The 16,199-nt window shown below is 62.3% G+C and carries 17 protein-coding genes and 1 tRNA gene; 7 read left to right on the top strand and 11 right to left on the bottom strand.

Annotated features, from left to right (window positions below):
• The first annotated feature begins 101 nt into the window (after positions 1–101).
• Positions 102–380 carry a hypothetical protein gene (locus GQO94_RS13070; RefSeq protein WP_156841983.1) on the top strand — a complete coding sequence of 93 codons (279 nt, stop codon included), beginning with the start codon at positions 102–104 and terminating at the stop codon, positions 378–380.
• Between the two features lie 81 nt (positions 381–461).
• Positions 462–3,200, top strand: coding sequence for a preprotein translocase subunit SecA (secA, locus tag GQO94_RS13065; RefSeq protein ID WP_156841982.1), 2,739 nt, complete (start codon positions 462–464; stop codon positions 3,198–3,200).
• Between the two features lie 68 nt (positions 3,201–3,268).
• Here secA and GQO94_RS13060 read toward each other — a convergent pair whose 3' ends face one another.
• Both GQO94_RS13060 and GQO94_RS13055 read right to left on the bottom strand, forming a co-directional pair.
• Entirely contained in the window at positions 3,269–3,982 is a 714-nt protein-coding gene (locus GQO94_RS13060; RefSeq protein ID WP_156841981.1) for an SDR family NAD(P)-dependent oxidoreductase, read from the bottom strand.
• 336 nt (positions 3,983–4,318) lie between these two features.
• Entirely contained in the window at positions 4,319–6,529 is a 2,211-nt protein-coding gene (locus GQO94_RS13055) for a M10 family metallopeptidase C-terminal domain-containing protein (RefSeq protein ID WP_198045963.1), read from the bottom strand.
• A 395-nt stretch (positions 6,530–6,924) separates the two neighbouring features.
• Here GQO94_RS13055 and GQO94_RS13050 point away from each other — a divergent pair, with 395 nt between their 5' ends.
• Positions 6,925–7,164: a hypothetical protein gene (locus GQO94_RS13050; RefSeq protein WP_156841979.1), complete on the top strand. Its 240-nt coding sequence runs from the start codon at positions 6,925–6,927 to the stop codon at positions 7,162–7,164.
• 76 nt (positions 7,165–7,240) lie between these two features.
• On the opposite strand, the gene GQO94_RS13045 is transcribed toward GQO94_RS13050, so the two are convergent.
• The gene (locus tag GQO94_RS13045) at positions 7,241–8,149 is read right to left on the bottom strand and encodes a class I SAM-dependent methyltransferase (protein ID WP_198045962.1); all 909 of its coding nucleotides are present in this window, start codon (positions 8,147–8,149) and stop codon (positions 7,241–7,243) included.
• Between the two features lie 400 nt (positions 8,150–8,549).
• Between GQO94_RS13045 and GQO94_RS13040 the strand changes: the two genes are divergently transcribed.
• A complete protein-coding gene (locus tag GQO94_RS13040; RefSeq protein WP_156841978.1) occupies positions 8,550–9,875 on the top strand; it encodes a chemotaxis protein CheB in 1,326 nt (441 codons plus the stop codon).
• Positions 9,872–10,141 carry a hypothetical protein gene (locus GQO94_RS13035; protein ID WP_156841977.1) on the top strand — a complete coding sequence of 90 codons (270 nt, stop codon included), beginning with the start codon at positions 9,872–9,874 and terminating at the stop codon, positions 10,139–10,141. Before GQO94_RS13040 ends, GQO94_RS13035 begins: the two co-directional genes overlap by 4 nt.
• 81 nt (positions 10,142–10,222) lie before the next feature.
• Here the strand turns inward: GQO94_RS13035 and GQO94_RS13030 are convergent, their stop codons facing one another.
• Complete coding sequence (locus GQO94_RS13030) at positions 10,223–10,468, bottom strand: DUF2171 domain-containing protein (RefSeq protein ID WP_156841976.1); 246 nt, start codon at positions 10,466–10,468, stop codon at positions 10,223–10,225.
• A gap of 245 nt (positions 10,469–10,713) precedes the next feature.
• Positions 10,714–10,998, bottom strand: coding sequence for a UvrB/UvrC motif-containing protein (locus tag GQO94_RS13025; RefSeq protein ID WP_156841975.1), 285 nt, complete (start codon positions 10,996–10,998; stop codon positions 10,714–10,716).
• Positions 10,999–11,040: 42 nt separating this feature from the next.
• On the opposite strand from GQO94_RS13025, the gene GQO94_RS13020 reads away from it, so the two are divergent.
• Complete coding sequence (locus GQO94_RS13020) at positions 11,041–11,517, top strand: hypothetical protein (protein WP_156841974.1); 477 nt, start codon at positions 11,041–11,043, stop codon at positions 11,515–11,517.
• Here the strand turns inward: GQO94_RS13020 and GQO94_RS13015 are convergent.
• From GQO94_RS13015 to GQO94_RS12995, 5 genes are all read right to left on the bottom strand, one after another.
• Positions 11,478–12,167, bottom strand: a complete 690-nt coding sequence (locus tag GQO94_RS13015; RefSeq protein ID WP_198045961.1) for a glutathione S-transferase family protein — start codon at positions 12,165–12,167, stop codon at positions 11,478–11,480. The genes GQO94_RS13020 and GQO94_RS13015 overlap by 40 nt on opposite strands.
• Positions 12,164–13,084, bottom strand: a complete 921-nt coding sequence (locus GQO94_RS13010; RefSeq protein WP_156841973.1) for an NAD(P)/FAD-dependent oxidoreductase — start codon at positions 13,082–13,084, stop codon at positions 12,164–12,166. Before GQO94_RS13010 ends, GQO94_RS13015 begins: the two co-directional genes overlap by 4 nt.
• On the bottom strand, positions 13,074–13,538 hold the full coding sequence (locus GQO94_RS13005; protein WP_156841972.1) for an RrF2 family transcriptional regulator: 465 nt from the start codon (positions 13,536–13,538) through the stop codon (positions 13,074–13,076). The genes GQO94_RS13010 and GQO94_RS13005 overlap by 11 nt, the downstream gene beginning before the upstream one ends.
• A gap of 355 nt (positions 13,539–13,893) precedes the next feature.
• Positions 13,894–14,445, bottom strand: a complete 552-nt coding sequence (locus GQO94_RS13000; RefSeq protein ID WP_198045960.1) for an alpha/beta fold hydrolase — start codon at positions 14,443–14,445, stop codon at positions 13,894–13,896.
• 77 nt (positions 14,446–14,522) lie between these two features.
• Positions 14,523–14,612, bottom strand: a tRNA-Ser gene (locus tag GQO94_RS12995).
• A 159-nt stretch (positions 14,613–14,771) separates the two neighbouring features.
• Between GQO94_RS12995 and hspQ the strand changes: the two genes are divergently transcribed.
• A complete protein-coding gene (gene hspQ, locus GQO94_RS12990; RefSeq protein WP_156841970.1) occupies positions 14,772–15,152 on the top strand; it encodes a heat shock protein HspQ in 381 nt (126 codons plus the stop codon).
• A gap of 99 nt (positions 15,153–15,251) precedes the next feature.
• Here hspQ and GQO94_RS12985 read toward each other — a convergent pair whose 3' ends face one another.
• Positions 15,252–16,130 carry an ABC transporter permease gene (locus GQO94_RS12985; protein WP_156841969.1) on the bottom strand — a complete coding sequence of 293 codons (879 nt, stop codon included), beginning with the start codon at positions 16,128–16,130 and terminating at the stop codon, positions 15,252–15,254.
• Between the last annotated feature and the right edge of the window lie 69 nt (positions 16,131–16,199).

The raw sequence follows: 16,199 nt of genomic DNA, 5'->3' as shown, positions 1-16,199 counted from the left end.
ATAGCGGTTGCCCGGACGATTTCCACGGTAAAGGACCAGAGGCGCCTCTATTCTGACGGCGACCATGGACTATTAAGGGTTCCGTCCTTATCTGGCCCCGTATGGCCAGCCGCCTTCTACTCACCTTGCTGGCCCTTCTGACGGGGCTCGCCGCGCAGGTTTCGCCTGCGCGCGCCGCCGAGTGCGCGCGTGCCGCGCAAGTCGTCGCGGCTACCGCAAACCCCGTCGCACCACGCCCGTCGAGCGTTCCGATCGAGCTGCGCAATCCGCCGCGCCTGCATTCGCGGGCCTTTCGCGGCGAGCGGGCTCCCCTGCATGAAGCCGGACAGATCGTTGTGCCGGCGCCGGTTCTTCCTGGGATCGACCGCGCCCACGAATAGCGATTGGCGTCGTCCGGCAGCGCTGCTGCGCGGACCCCAACTCACGCTATTCCCCGCACAGAACTGAACAGGATTCCGCCCATGCTCGGCGCACTCGTCAAGACCATCTTCGGCTCCGCCAACGACCGCTACGTCAAGTCGCTCGACAAGTACGTCCAGCAGATCAACGCCTTCGAGCCCGCGATCACCGCGATGAGCGATGACGAACTGGCGGCCCAGACCGCCAAGTTCCGCCATATGCTCTCCGAAGGCACCTCGCTCGACGATCTGCTGCCCGAAGCCTTCGCCACGGTGCGCGAGACCTCGAAGCGTGTGCTCGGCATGCGCCACTTCGATGTGCAGATGATCGGCGGCATCGTCCTCCATCGCGGCGAAATCGCCGAGATGCGCACGGGCGAGGGCAAGACGCTCGTCGCGACCGTCGCGACCTACCTCAATGCGCTCGAAGGTAAGGGCGTACACGTCGTTACCGTCAACGATTACCTCGCCCGCCGCGACGCGGAATGGATGGGGCAGATCCACAGCTTCCTCGGCCTCACGGTTGGCGTCATCGTGCCCAACCTCAACGAATTCCAGCGCCGTGAAGCCTATGGCGCCGACATCACGTACGGCACCAACAACGAGTTCGGCTTCGATTACCTGCGCGACAACATGAAGCACGACCGCAGCCAGATGGTGCAGCGGCCCTTCAATTTCGCGATCGTCGACGAAGTCGATTCGATCCTGATCGACGAGGCGCGCACGCCGCTGATCATCTCGGGCCCGACAGACGACAAGTCAGAGCTCTACATATCGGTCGATCTGGTGGTGAAGCGTCTGACCGAAGAGGATTTCGAGAAGGACGAGAAGACCAAGAACATCACCCTGACCGAGGACGGCGTTGAAAAGGCCGAGCGCATGCTCGAGGCCGAGGGCCTGCTCGAAGGCTCGAACCTCTACGACGTCGAGAATACGCAGGTGGTCCACCACCTCGACCAGGCGCTCAAGGGCGTCCACATGTTCAAGCGCGACACCGACTACATCGTCAAGGACGACAAGGTTATCATCATCGACGAGTTCACCGGGCGCATGATGGAAGGCCGCCGCTGGTCGAACGGTCTGCATCAGGCGGTCGAGGCCAAGGAAGGCGTCAAGATCGAGCCCGAGAACCAGACGATGGCCTCGATCACGTTCCAGAACTACTTCCGCATGTACCCCAAGCTTTCGGGCATGACCGGCACCGCCGCGACCGAGGCTGCGGAATTCTACGACATCTACAAGATGAACGTCGTCACCATCCCGACCAACGTGCAGATCCAGCGCGTCGACGAGGAAGACGAGTTCTACAAGAACACCATCGACAAGTTCGGCGCCATCGCCAAGCTGATCCGCGAGAAGAACGAGAAGGGTCAGCCGGTGCTGGTCGGCACCGTTTCGATCGAGAAGTCTGAGCTCTTGTCCGACTTCCTCAACAAGGAAGGCGTAAAACACTCGGTTCTCAACGCCAGGTTCCACGAGATGGAAGCGCATATCGTGGCGCAGGCGGGCCGGTTGGGCGCGGTCACGATCGCCACCAACATGGCCGGGCGCGGCACCGACATTCAGCTCGGCGGCAACGTCGAGTTCCGCACCGAGGACGAGCTGAAGGACATGCCCGAAGGCCCCGAGCGTGATGCCGCGATCGCCCGGATCAAGGAGGAAGTCTCCGAAGAGAAGCGCAAAGTGCTCGAAGCGGGCGGCCTGTGCGTGATCGGCACCGAGCGGCACGAAAGCCGCCGTATCGACAATCAGCTGCGTGGCCGTTCGGGCCGTCAGGGCGATCCGGGGCTGTCGAAGTTCTACCTCTGCCTCGAGGACGATCTGCTGCGCATTTTCGGGCCCGACACGCTGTTCTCGCGCATGCTCAATTCGAACCTCGAGGATGGGGAAGCGATCGGCTCGAAGTGGCTGTCGAAGGCGATCGAGACCGCGCAGAAGAAGGTCGAGGCGCGCAACTACGAAGTGCGCAAGCAAGTCGTCGAATACGACGACGTGATGAACGACCAGCGCAAGGTGATCTACGAGCAGCGCTCCGACATCATGGATGCCGAGGCCGTCGACGATGTCGTCACCGACATGCGCGCGGATACGATCAACGCGATCGTCGCCGACGCCTGCCCCGCCGGATCCTATCCCGAGAACTGGGACGTCGAAGGCCTCAAGGCGCGCACCGCCGACATTTTCAATCTCGACGTTCCGATCGAAGCCTGGATCGAGGAAGACGGGCTGGAGCCCGAGCAGATCGAGGAGCGCATCGCCGCGCAGGCGGACGAGAAGATGGCGCTCAAAATGGGCAAGGACGATCCCTCGATCTGGCGCCAGGTCGAAAAGAGCATTCTGCTCGACCGCATCGATCACCACTGGAAGGAACACCTCGCGACGCTCGATGCGCTGCGCCAGGTCGTGTTCCTGCGCGCCTATGCGCAGAAGACGCCGATCAACGAATACAAGCAGGAAGCCTTCGGCCTGTTCGAACGCATGCTCGAAACGATCCGCGAAGACGTGACGCGCATTCTCTCGGTCAGCGAACTGCGTATGCCGGAGACGGTTGATCTTCCCGATCTGCCCGATTTCCTCACCGGCCACATCGATCCGCTCACGGGTCTCGAAGACAGCAACGACGGCGACGGGTCGGCCGCGCGCGCTGCGCTGTTCGGATCGCTCGCTGGCAGCACCCAGGCCACGGCAAGCCCGGGCGGCGCGGGCGCCGATCCCTATGCGGAGATGGAATTGAGCCGCAACGCGCCGTGCCCTTGCGGTTCGGGCAACAAGTACAAGCACTGCCACGGCGCGCTGTCCTGACCGCGCGCTTCGTCCCGCCCCCCTTGTTGACGCAAGGGGGCGGGGCAGGGCTCGGCCGAGAAGAGGGTTCAGTCGGGGATCAGCGCACCGTCCCAGGCAAAGTGGCGGCCGCTGTCTTCCTGGGTCAGGCCGTCGATCACCATGCGCAGGCGCTCCGCGCTGAATTCGGGCGTGAACAGCTTGTCGTCGGCGACATTGCCCTGAAACGGCGCCGATAGTGCGGTGGCGACAGTGCCGGGGTGCAGCGTCACCGCGATCGCTTGCGGATTGCGCCGCGCCAGTTCGATGGCGAAATCCTTCACCAGCATCACCAGCGCCGCTTTCGATGCCCGATAGCTGTGCCAGCCGCCCAGCCGATTGTCACCGATCGATCCGACGCGCGCGCCCAGCGCCGCGAACACCGAGCGGCGCTCGCGATGCAGCAGCCCGAGGAAATGCTTGGCGACCAGCGCGGGGCCGATGGTGTTGACCGCGAGAACTTGCGCCATCGCCGCACCGTCGATCATCGACCATGCCTTTTCGGGCCCGAAGCCCTCGCCATGGAGAATGCCGGTCGCCACGAACACGAGGTCGAGCGGTTCGCGGCCGATCTCCTCGGCCGCGCGCGCGATCGAGGCTTCGTTGGCGTAGTCGAAATGGAAAGGCTCGATTCCCTCGGCCGCATAGCCCAGCTCGGACCGGCCCCCGGCATGGACGTCCCAGCCTTCGCGCGCGAGCTGACGCGCGAAAGCGCCGCCGACGCCGCCCGAGGCCCCGAACACGACGGCCCGCCGCGCGCTCACGCTGGCAACATCCCGATCGGACGGGGTGGGGAAGCGGGGGCGGCCCGAGGGGGTCGTGGCCGAGCGAGATCCGGGAAGGTCAGGTAATGGATCGGATCGCTCTGAGAAGAGGATCGATGTTCGCGCTTCTCACCAAGAGGGCGCAAGGCCGTGATTCCACGCGAGATCATGGCGACTTTTAATCCGAAGCCGCGCCACTTCAAAGCGCGACGAGGGGTAAGTCGTGCTTCGCCCGTCGCTCGCCCGGCATGCGGCGGAGCGGGGGGGGGGGGGGGGGGGGGGGGGGGGGGCGAAGTGGGAAAGGGGACGCGGTTTACATCCGCGCCCCCTCATCCATCACATCATCAGGGCTTCGGTGCCGATGCCCTTCTGGTCGAGCAGGACGACCGCGAAGTCGGCGCCCGCGGTACCGTCGTTCTCACCGAGAATGACGGTGATCTTGCCGGTCGCGTAGCCATCGGGCGTGTCGATATCGATCCCGAGCGCATTCTGGGCGGCATTGATATTGCCGAAAGTGCGCACCGTGATCTGGCCGATTCCCGGATTGGCCTTGTTGGTCATGGTGAAGGCCTGATCGCCCGCGACGTTGAGGTTGGCATCGATGCCGCTGAGGTCGATGATGTCGCCCTTGCTCCAGTCGGCAATGACGTCGACCGGCAGATCGTTCGCGCCCGCGCCCGAATCGTCCTGCTCGATCACGAACATGTCGTTGCCGAGGCCGCCGATCAGGATGTCGTCGCCGTCGCGCCCGATCAGGATGTCGTCGCCAGCGCCGCCGTCGAGAACGTTCGAAACGGCGTTGCCGATCAGCACGTCGTTGCCCGAGCCGCCGCTCGCGTTTTCGATCACGACGCCGTTGGCGATGGTGAACCCGCCGTAGATGCCGCTGGCGAAGGAGACGACGCCGCCACCCGTGGGCGAATAGTCCAGCGTGGCCGCGAGCAAGTCGATCCGCGCGTCGGCGCTGCCCTCGTACACGATCTCGTCGGTGCCGCCGGTATCCCAGATCGTCGAGAAGTAGGTGCCCGGAGCGTTCTCGTCGCGGATCACGTAAGTATCGTCACCCGTGGCATATTCGTGAACGCCGTAGCGGTCCTGCAGCTGCGCGATGTCGAAGGCGCTGAGGCTGCCAGACCAGCCGTAGCCGATCGTCGCAAGAGTGAAGGCCTGCGGTCCGTCGGGGTTGGTCTCCCAGCCGTCGTTGTACGACATGACCGTGTAGACGCCCTGGTTGAGGTCGTAGATGCCCAGCGACGCGGAGCCGGCAACGCCCAGCATGATGTCCGAACCGCCGCCCGTGTCGTGCGGGTGGGCAAGGCCATGCGCGTGGCCGAACTCGTGCAGGACGACCGCGTAGGAATATCCGCCCTGTTCCAGACTCGCCTCACGGGTGAAGCCGCCGCTGAGCAGGTTGAACGTGCCGATGCCCTGCTGCGAACCATAGGCGGGATCCTGGGGATAGAAACGCGCGCCGTACTCGGTCGATTCCGACGTGAGTAGGCGGAAGGTCGCCTGATCGACATCTTCGGTGATCTCGTAATTCACGCCGAGGATGTGCTCGTATTGCTCGAGCGCCGACATCACGCCGTCGATCTGGAACTGTTCCCAGCCGAACGTCACGAGCGGGGTCACCCCGTCATCGCCGACCTCGCCGAAATTCTCGCCCGCCGGCGCGAAATAGACATAGGCCGTCGGCACGCCGCCGACATCGGTGAAGGGGACATTGTTGGCGGAGCGCCAGTCGATCGAATCGAGCGGATCGTAATCGGCCGGGTTGAGCTCGGCGATATCGAGCGTGTAACCGCCCAACAGGCTCGCATCGTAAGGCGTGACCTCGACGTAGTAGGTCCCGCCTTCCTCGGAGAAGAAGCCGGCCAGCGTCTCGTAATTCACCGTTGCCAGAACCGGCGTGCCTGCCGAATCGTATACGGTGAGAACGCCGATGTTCTCGCCGGGCTCGGGCGCGCCGAGTTCGTCCGGCCCCGCGATGCCGCCTGCATAAGTGAAGGTGTAGTACATCCCCGCCGTCGTCTCGATGGCGTACATGTCGACATCTTCGGCGCTGTCGAGATAGCCGAACTCGGTGACACCGGCCGTGACGGTTTCGGCTCCGGCGAACGTGCCCGGCGCGTCCTTCGCCGGGTCCTGGATCCACACGTCGATCGTGTAGTCGCCGGTGTCGGTGTCCAGCGGATAGCCGGCGATGTTGTACCACGAGGTCGCGTAGAGATAGTAGGTTCCGCTCGTCGCGGCGGTATATGTGATCTGCGAGGTGCGACCGAAGCCGCCGTCGTCATCCTCGGTGATATACGAGAAGCCGGGCCCGAACAGTGCGAGGTAAGGATCCTCGATGCCGCCCGTCTCGGTCCCGCGATAGGAGAATGAATAGGTCTCGCCCGCGGTCAGAGTGATCGAAATGAGATCGTAGCTTTCGGTGCCGGACAGGCTTCCGGTCGCCGTAAGGTCCGCTGCGGCGCCAATGACATTACTGGGTGCGGAAACACCCGAGACGGAAGATTGAATGGTCGATGAGTAGCTGCTGCTCATCGTGGTCAGTTTGGCAGGAATATAGCAATTGCTTACAAAATTTTCTTGAAGCGCGAAACTATAGGTCTGGGTATCCATCTATCATCATCCCCCACATGCTGTCGGTACGCGCAAGGTCCACCCCCACCCAGGAGTGCCGTTTTTTGCAATGAGCCTTGACCCATCCTTGCTGTGACGAAAAGTTGTCAAACGATTCTTGCGCTACCCAAGATTGACGATGAACCCATCGCAGCATAAAATTTCGCGTTCAACAAGATGAACTTAGGCCAATGATAAAAAAATTTCCTGCGGCTTGGATTTGGTTGCCGGCGGTCGCTCTGGTTGCGTGTAGCGCAACCTCACGCGAGCCGGCGGCGGAGCCGGGCAAGTCCCGGGCACTCGAGGGCCCCGAAACGATGGATGCAAGAAAAAGCAAGACCCCATTGCCCTATGCGCGCGGGAATCATTTCGATACTCTCGACGAATACTTGCATTATCTTGAGCGATACAATGGTCCGATCGATATGCCCTATTGGCGTGTCATCGGTCCGGGGCGCTACGAGTGGGTCACCACGATGCGCCCGCTCGATGGCGAGAAGGAGCGGCAAGTCGCGACGCGGGCCGAACTGATGGAGCGATACGGTTTCGAAAAGTGACGAGGCAAAGTCGGCCCGGGGCCGCAGATCCGCGCCTGTCCGATGAGCCCGCTTACCTGAAGCTCGCTTTCGAGCTCTAGATCGGTGACTGTGCGATCATCTCCTCCGGCAGGCTGCGGTATAGCCAGCTCGGTCGCAAGGGATTGGGACGGCCCGCCTTTTCCGCCCGCGCGAAGATATAGTGACCAAGATCCGGTCCGCGATGTGCCAGTAAATCGGACAGGCGTTCGAGCTTCGGGAAGATATCCGCCGCACGGTTCGGGCGAACGTCGGCAGTAAAGTGCAGGTCGGGCGCGAAGCCGCAATGCTGCAGCAGGTGCACCGTTTCATGCCGCGTATATTCGCGGTTGTGCCGGCCGTAAGGACCGTACCCGGAATAGGGATCGTAGAGGTTGCTGCCGGCCAGTGCACGCGCAACGTTCTCCAGTCTCGCCACATTGGGCGTGGTCAGGATCAGGCAGCCGCCCGGTCGCAGCACGCGCCAGATCTCGAACAGGGCAGCGACCGGATCGTTGGTCATGTGTTCCAGCACTTCGCAGAACAGCACGCAGTCGAAAGCCTCGTCGTCGAACGGGAAGCGGCCCGCTTCGACGTTCACTTCGACATAGGCCTGGCGGAATTCATCGATGCTGCCGGACGGATGCGCGACACGCACCGACTGTGCGCCGGCCATGCCGTCATTGCCGAAGTAGTTGGTCGCAGTGACGGCGATTTCCGGGCGGAGCCAGCGTAGCAACGTGGTGGTGAAGTAGGGATTGGCCCCGATTTCCAAGGCCTTGGCGACGCCGGGCGGGATCATGTCGATGGTGCGCAAAAAGCGCTCTCCATCTTCGTGCGCATAGGCCCGCAACTCGCCCGAGGGATGGCCGTCCAGCGCCAGCGATTCCAGAGACCGGCACAGACGATCGGCCGCAAACCCACCGAACGAGGGCGTTTCCCCAACGTAGGACCGGGGATCGATCGCTTGCGGCAATTCGTCGGCCATGCCAATCGCACCTTTCGGAAGTTTCCGCTGCAGGGCCTGAACCGGGGCAACGCGGTCAAGCCCAGACGATTTTCGTATGGATTGTCCGCCCCACTCCCAGCGGTGAATACATCCGGACACCGCAAAAGCGAAATCCGCATGAAGCCTTAGAACAACTCCTTATGTCTGCGTGACGCCGTCGCGTTTCCATCGTCCTGGCATTGCTTGCGCCTCAGCTTCGAGAAACGACCGAGGTCGCTGCGAGATCAGTCAGGAAGGGCCTTTCTGATTTGCTTAGCCCCGCCGGATGGGTATCATATTAGGGTCGCTTAGCTTTTTTCGGAAAAAGCCATGGAAACCGACTGGGTCATCAAGGGCCTCCTGACGAATATCATCTCGCCATAAAGTGGAGACTGCACGCTTGTCCCGTTTCGATCATCCGGTTGTCGCCGTTGGGGCATCGGCTGGTGGCATCGAAGCGCTGAAAGGGTTCGTCGAGCACATTCCGGCGGAGACGAACGCCAGCTTCGTGATCCTGCAGCACCTCGCGCCCGATCATGAGAGCCAGTTGACGGAGATCCTCGATCGGGCGGCGCATCTGCCCGTCATCGAGGCGAGCGAGAACATGGCTGTGGAGCCAGGGCGCATCTATGTCCTCGGTCCGAACCGATATCTCACGATCGTCGATCACGGGTTGTTCACCGAGCCGCCTACCGAGCCCCGCGGGCTGCGCATGCCGATTGATCATTTCATGCGTTCGCTGGCGGATGCGGCCGGCGAACAGTCGGTGGGTGTGATCCTTTCGGGCACGGGCAGTGACGGCACGCTCGGCTTGCGCGCGATCAAGGGCGCGGGCGGGGTGGCGATGGTCCAGTCCCCCGATACCTCGCTCTATAGCGGCATGCCCCAGGCCGCGATCGACGCAGGCGTCGTCGATACCGTGGGCTCGATCGACAATCTTTGCGAGATCATCGTCGACCTGACTGAGCGTTCGACGGATCCAGCGGACCAAAGTGGATTCGATCGTACCAATGCCCTCAAATACGGTGCCTTGAGCGTGCAGAGTGGCAAGGTTTCGATCAACTGGCGCGTGTTACGCGGTGGAAACGAGCAGCACTTGCAGTTCGACTGGGTCGAGCGCGGGGGGCCTTCCGTCCAGCCACCCAGATCGCGTGGATTCGGCTCTACTGTAATCGAGCGCATCTTGCGCAGCCAGCTGCTCGCCGAATCGGAAATCCGTTATGAGGAGGCGGGTCTGGAGGTCCATTGCCGCTTCCCGATGTCCCGCCTCACCGGGTCGGACAACGTGCTTGCCAAGGCTCGCACCGACGGCGCCATCGACCTCGAACGATTGCGCGGCGCAAAGGTCATGGTGCTCGACGATGAGTGGCTGGTGGCCGAGCAGACAGCGCAGTATCTGACCGACGCGGGCGTTGAGATCATCGGCCCCTACTTTTCGCTCGAAGAGGCAATGGAGCGCGCCCGGACCGATTCCGTCGACCTGGCCGTGCTTGATTACAATATCGATGGCTCGCCGGTCACGCCGCTGGTCGAGGAGTTTCAGAAAAGCGACATTCCGGTCATCCTCGTCTCGGGGTACGGGTCGCATCTCGATTTGCCGCTGGGGACCTTGGGCGTCGATTTCATGCCCAAGCCCGTATCCGGCACCGCGTTGATCGACCGCGTCGCCCGGCGACTGACCGCGCGTGGCGACAACCAGTCCGCTGCCTTCGAGACGGCAAAGTGACCCGTCGGCGAGACGTCGTCGGTATCGGTGCCAGCGCCGGCCATGCCTATAGCCAGATGGCACTGGACGCGAAGCAGGAGGAAATGCTCGAACGCAGCCTCTACGATAGCCTGCGTTCGCTGCGCGAGAAGGCCGCCCTGCTTCGCGACATCGCCAGCCGGGACGACATCAACAGCGGCAGGCTGATCAAGCGGGCCGACGGCTACGACCAAGACGCTGCTACGGTCGAGGCCATGATCCTGTCGCGGCGCAAATCCGCAGCATGAGTCAAACCGATCCGTAAGAAGGATTCAGCCGGCACACGGCCGGCTGAATCCGACAGTTCGGCGTCTTGCGGCGCTGGCCGATCAGCCTTCGTCTTCCTCTTCTTCGAAGCCGATCGCGACATCGGCATTCGCGGACAATCGCACCTTGTCTCCCTCGACTTCCGCGACGAGTCCGCCCGAGATGTAATGATGATGCCCCGCATGTGCACCGCTCTGGACCTTGGTCAGTTTGATGCGATTACCATCGACGTGATCGACGGTACCAACGTGGACGCCATCGGCGCCAATGACTTCCATATGCTCCTTGATTGCGCTGAGATCGCTCATGACTTTTCCTTCCGTGCGAGGGGCGAACACCATGAACGTGTGAGGGCAGCGATGGTGACGTGGGCATCGCAAATATTTGCGCGCGCGAACGCGGCCTCGCACGGCTCCTGAAGGCCCTTCTCTTACGGCGCGACTATAGCCGACACCGGCCGTGGTTCTGACCGCTGGAACTCAGGCCAAAGTTAGGCAGTTGAAGGTTGCAAGCGGGGTCTTTTGGCAGCGGGCGAAATGCTTCGCGAGACCGCTTATCGCTTCTTGCCGGGCCGGCGGCTTCGGTGGGCCGTCAGCGGATCGGGCTTTTTCGGTCGCACCCAACCGGCGGGCGGACGGATGGTCTGCTGGCTGGTGCCGAGGCCCATCGCGCCGGGCTGCTGACGAGTCAGGCCCGCAGTATCGATCTCTTCGACTTCGGCCTGGTCATTCGCAAGCCGCAGCACACTGATCTGATCGCGAAGCCGGCTAGCTTCCTCGAAATCCATTGCGGCAGCGGCACGCTCCATCGCGAGCCGGAGTTCGTCGATCGCAGTCATGTCGGTATAACGCGTATGTGCTCAATCGGCTGCCACGATGGAATGCTCAAGTCGGACATCGTCGAGAAGCTGCTCGATCGTGGCGCGTTGGGCGTCGGTGCCATTCAGCCTGACGTCCCAATTGCAATGGGGGTGCGTCGCCGCGTCGCGCACGATCACCTTGCCAAGCGCCCGCTGCCATGTCTGCGAAGTGCCGCCTTCCTCCCGGACAAGGCGGGCGATCAGCAACTGTTCGAGGTCGGTGGCTGTCATGTTCACTGCAATAACCGCTCAAGTGGACCAGGAACAGATGTTGCCGCCAGCCTGATGCCAAGCGCCGGTTTTCAGCTGAAAAATGTCGCGACGAATGGCAGGCCGGTTTTGGCTGCGAAAGCGCAGAAATCTGCCTTTCAGGTTGCGACCCTGATTGTCGAGGTCGAGGGGATTGCCTCGCTGGCTCTGAAAGCCGACGCTAGAGCAGTGCACGTCGGTGAGCGCAGCTACGGCAAAGTCGGCGGACAAACTTTCGGCAAACCCTGAGCGGCGGCAAGGAGTGGCTCGGGGTAGGACGGCGCTGCGGCGCTCGGCCGCTGGCTGAACATATCGTACCAGTCGCGTAGAACAGCGCAGCCTTCGGGCAGAGGAACACCATAGAGTTTTTCGGCAAACTGCAGCGTGGCCATGGCCATGCAATCGGCGATGGTGACCCCGTCACCAGCGAGGAATGTGCTGGGGGCTTCGCTTGCCAGCGTGTCGAGCATACGCAAGCGGCCGTAGTAGGCATCCGCCGCAATGGTCGCGGCTTCCCGGCTCTGTTCCTCGCGTCCTGCGAATGCCGGACTGCCTTTGTGGCACCATATCCCGAATTGCAGCGCGGCCTCGTCGATAACCGCGACCAACTCGCGCGTCCGCGCCCGCAGTTCCGGCGTCGCGCCCAGCATGTCAGACGAGGGGAAGCGCTCTTCGAGATACTCGAGGATCGCGATCGAGGAGCGGATCAGCATGCCGCTTTCGGTCCGCAAAATCGGCACGGTGGCGAGCGGGCTCAGTTGCTTCAGTTCGGGTGGCGGCCATCCAGCCAATAGCTCGAAGGCGATCCGGTCTATATCCGTGATCCCCTTCTCGGCGAGATAGATGCCGATGCGGCGAGGATAAAGGCCCCATTCCAGTTCGTAGAGCGTCATGCTCATGCGGCAGCACCGGCCATGGATGCCTCGAATACCAGCGACTGGTGGAGCGAGATGCCGGCGGTCACGCCGTCTGCCGAAGCCCAAGTCGCATTATGGGGCGCACGGGCGATGTCGCCGGCTGCGTATACGCCGGTAACGCTGGTGAGCTTGGCCGCATCCGTCCGGATAATCGGGCCGAATGGTCCGTCGTCGAGCGCGCAGCCGAGCCGTTCGGCTATTGGACTGTTGAGCTTCGAGCTCGGAGCCAGAAACAGTGCGTCGATCGCGGCCTCGCGGCCATCACCGAGCAGCAACGACGTCAGGCTGCGGTCCTTGCCCCGTAGCTCCCTTATCGACGCGGCTTCGATCGATACGCCGCGATGCTCGAGAAGCGTCCTTGCATCCCCCTCGGGCGAGGGGTTGCCGTCGAGATAAAGCGTCGTCGCTCCCCAATCGGCGATAAGCGCGGCCTGATGCGCCGACATGGGCGCGGTCCACAGCACACCAAGTCTGCCGTCCCGATGTTCATAACCATGGCAATAGGGGCAGTGCAGCACGGTATCACCCCAACGTTCGGACAGGCCGGGAACGTCGGGAAGCACGTCGGAAATCCCGAACGCCAGCACCAGTTTCCTTCCGGTGACCGTCCCACCGCTTGCAAGCGTCACCTCGAACCCGCCATCGGCCCGCGTCGCATCGCAAGCCACGTCGGCAATCATTCGAACGGTTGAATAGGCTGCGAGTTGGTCGCGGGCGCTGGCGATCATGCCTTCGGGCGCTGCACCGTCCTGGCCAAAGAAACCGTGCGAGGCGTCCGCGAACCGGTTGCGCGGCTTGCCCGTATCGACGACGCATACCGATCGGCGCGCCCGGGCGATCTGCATCGCCGCCGACAGACCGGCATAGCTCCCGCCGATGACGACGGCGTCATATGTCATGGGTGATCTCCTGATCGACAGCTTCGGCATGTGCGCCCATACGGCGATGGAAGTCATCGCTCAGCTGAGCCAGGGTCACGGTGGCGAACCGGTCGAGCAGCACGGTTCGCGCCTCGTCATAAGCGCTGCCCAGCGCCGCGTTGACGGCCTCCTCGACCAGGCATCCCGGGGCGTCGGTCCGGTTGCCCATCGCAAAGAGTTCGGGGCTGTCCAACCATGTGTAGATGTCACGCAGCGTGACCTCCGAAAGTGGTCGCTCGATCGACCAGCCACCGCCGTGTCCCTTATCGGATTTGACGAACCCCGCCTTGCGTAGCCCCGCCATCGTGCGCCGCATCGTAGCCGGGTTGCTTCGCATGATGATCGCCATGGTCTCGGAGGTTACCGGACCATCCATCTCGGCCATATGCAGCAATACGTGGAGTACGCCCGATAATCTGGTATCCCGTCTCATGTACCTTTATATGATACGTAATTTCTTTTGGGTCAAGATCTGCCCAGGTTTGCGCTTGGAAGGCTTAAATCGGTGCTCTGGGGAGAGCCGGATGGTGAATGGGGAGGGCCGATGGTGATCGGAGCTGGGCAAGGGGGAGGGGCCACCGGAGCGTCGCGGCTAAGGGCAGGCCTGATACACTGGAGAGAATATACGTTCTCGCGGACAGTCCAGTAGACTCGGGGGCACGTCGTTGATCGTGCCGTCCAGTAAGCAGCCGAATGACGATTTTTCTGTCTGAAATCTATGTCTGGCTTTGCTTCAGTGGACACTGGCAGACAGGCGATGAAGAGAGTGGAGCTTGGGGGCCACCGTATCAAGACGGGCAAGTTTCCTGATCCAGGAATTCCTCGACGGCCGCCGCGAAAGCATCCGGTGCGTCGATATGCACCGAATGGCCGCCTGCGATTTCCATGAAGCTCGTGTCCGGATGCTCCAGAGCCATGGCCTTCAGGTCTTTCCGATCGGAGAGCGGACTATCCGCGCCTTTAATGACCAAAGCGGGACAATGACTGCTGGCCCAAGTCTGCTCATGATTGCCATTCAGTGCCGCCACGGACAGCAGAAATTCCTCAATTTCGAAATTCAGGCACCAGCCATCCTCAACACGATGTATCGAGTTTTGCAAATAGGGAGACAGGCGGGCGCCAATGCGTTCTTCCAGCTTCTCTCTTAGCGGGAATACTCCAGCCGATGCGCGCGTAAATTCGCCCTCTTCGTCCAAAGATGTTCCTATATCGACGATGACCATGCGCGACACGCGTTCCGGCATCCGGGCAGCCATATGATAGGCTACGAGCCCACCGAAGGAATGCCCGATCACAGGCACAGCGGTCTTGATTCCTATATGATCCAGCAGCGCAGCCACGTCAGACGGCCCAGCTTCAACCGTTATGCTGTGCATCTCAGGCGAACGCTGGATGGGGACCACTTTGGAATGGCCCGTGGCGGAGAGGGTGGGATTCGAACCCACGGTACGGTTGCCCGTACACCGCATTTCGAGTGCGGCGCATTCGACCTCTCTGCCACCTCTCCGCGAAGCGTCCGCAAGGCGGCTGAAAGGCCGCCCGGTCGAAGGAAGGGCGGCGGTTAGCCGAACTCTTTGCGCTTGCCAAGACCCTCGATGCCGGATTTCGGGGGAGCGAGGGTGCAGTCAGCTTGTTTCCCACATGCGAGAGCCCTACATTCGGATCTATGAACAGAGCGTCCTTCTTTTCGCCTCAGGCCGGACGCGTCATCGACGCCCCGCGCAAAGTCCGCGCCCAGTTCGCCATCGGTGACGTCGTTCGCCACAAGCATCACGACTTTCGCGGCGTCGTCTTCGATATCGATCCGGTCTTCGCCAACAGCGAGGAATGGTACGAATCGATCCCCGCCGATGTGCGACCGTTTCGCGACCAACCGTATTATCACCTCCTCGCCGAAAACGAGGAATCGAGCTACGTCGCGTATGTCAGCCAGCAGAATCTGATGGGCGACAATGATGGCGGCCCGATCGACCATCCTTCGATTTCCCAGATGTTCGAGGATTACGCCGACGGGCGCTATCGCTTGCGGCAGGGACTGACGCACTGAAGGTCCGGTCGAGCGCGCCTTCGGGTGCGAAGGCGCTTTCGTCAGGCGCCTAATTCCGGGAATTCTGCCCAAGAAATCGGGCTGTCCTGCGCTGGCGGTTCAGCTCTTGAGCTTCCATCCCGAGCGAAGCACGAGATACGTGACGATCGCCATGACGACGTTCACCACGAACAGGCCGATCGCGCTGTGCAGCACGGCGGCGTTGGTATCGCCGATGTCGCTCAGGCCGAGGAAGCCGAAGCGAAAGCCCGAGATGATGTAGAAGAACGGATTGGCGCGACTGATCGCCTGGAAGGTCGGTGCCAGATTGTCGATGACGTAGAACGTGCCCGAAAGCAGCGAGAGCGGGGCGATGATGAAGTTGGTGATCGCGGCGTTGTGATCGAACTTCTCGGCCCAGATCGAGGACAGCAGGCCCAGCAGCGCAAGAAACACCGAGCCCATCAGGCCGAACCAGACGATCGCCCAGGGGTGCGCGATCGACAGGTCGACCCCCGGCCAGAAGCTCATCGCCAAGAACAGGGCGCCACCGACCAGGATCGCGCGCGTCACGGCGGCGCCGGTCATCGCCAGCATCAGTTCGCCTTCGCTCAGCGGCGGCATCAGGAAATCGATGATCGTTCCTTGCACTTTGCCCGAAAGGAACGAGAAGCTGGCGTTGGCAAAGGCGTTCTGCATCATCCCCATGACGATCAGCCCCGGCGCGACGAAGGTGGCGAAGTTGACGCCCAGCACTTCGCGTCCACCCCGGCCCAGCGCCACCGAGAAGATGACCAGGAACAAGAGGGTGGTGATCGCCGGCGCCCAGATCGTCTGGGTCTGAACCTTGAAGAAGCGCCGCACCTCCTTCATATACAGAGTCCTGAGGCCCACCCAGTTGACCTGGTGGATCACAGGAACTCCCTTGACCGGAAATTCCCGGGTAGCGGGCAGAGCGTCGGAGATCGGCATGTCGCCGGCAGGGGCTTGATCGGCCATGGTGTGCCGATTATCGGCTGGGCGCCCCAGTGGCAAGTCTGCGGCAAGCGTCCGGCAAGAAAGACGATG

It is taken from the genome of Novosphingobium aquimarinum (assembly GCF_009746585.1).
Lineage (GTDB): Bacteria > Pseudomonadota > Alphaproteobacteria > Sphingomonadales > Sphingomonadaceae > Novosphingobium > Novosphingobium aquimarinum.
The sequence above is the reverse complement of the archived record's forward strand: the minus strand, read 5'-3'. Positions and strand labels throughout refer to the sequence as shown.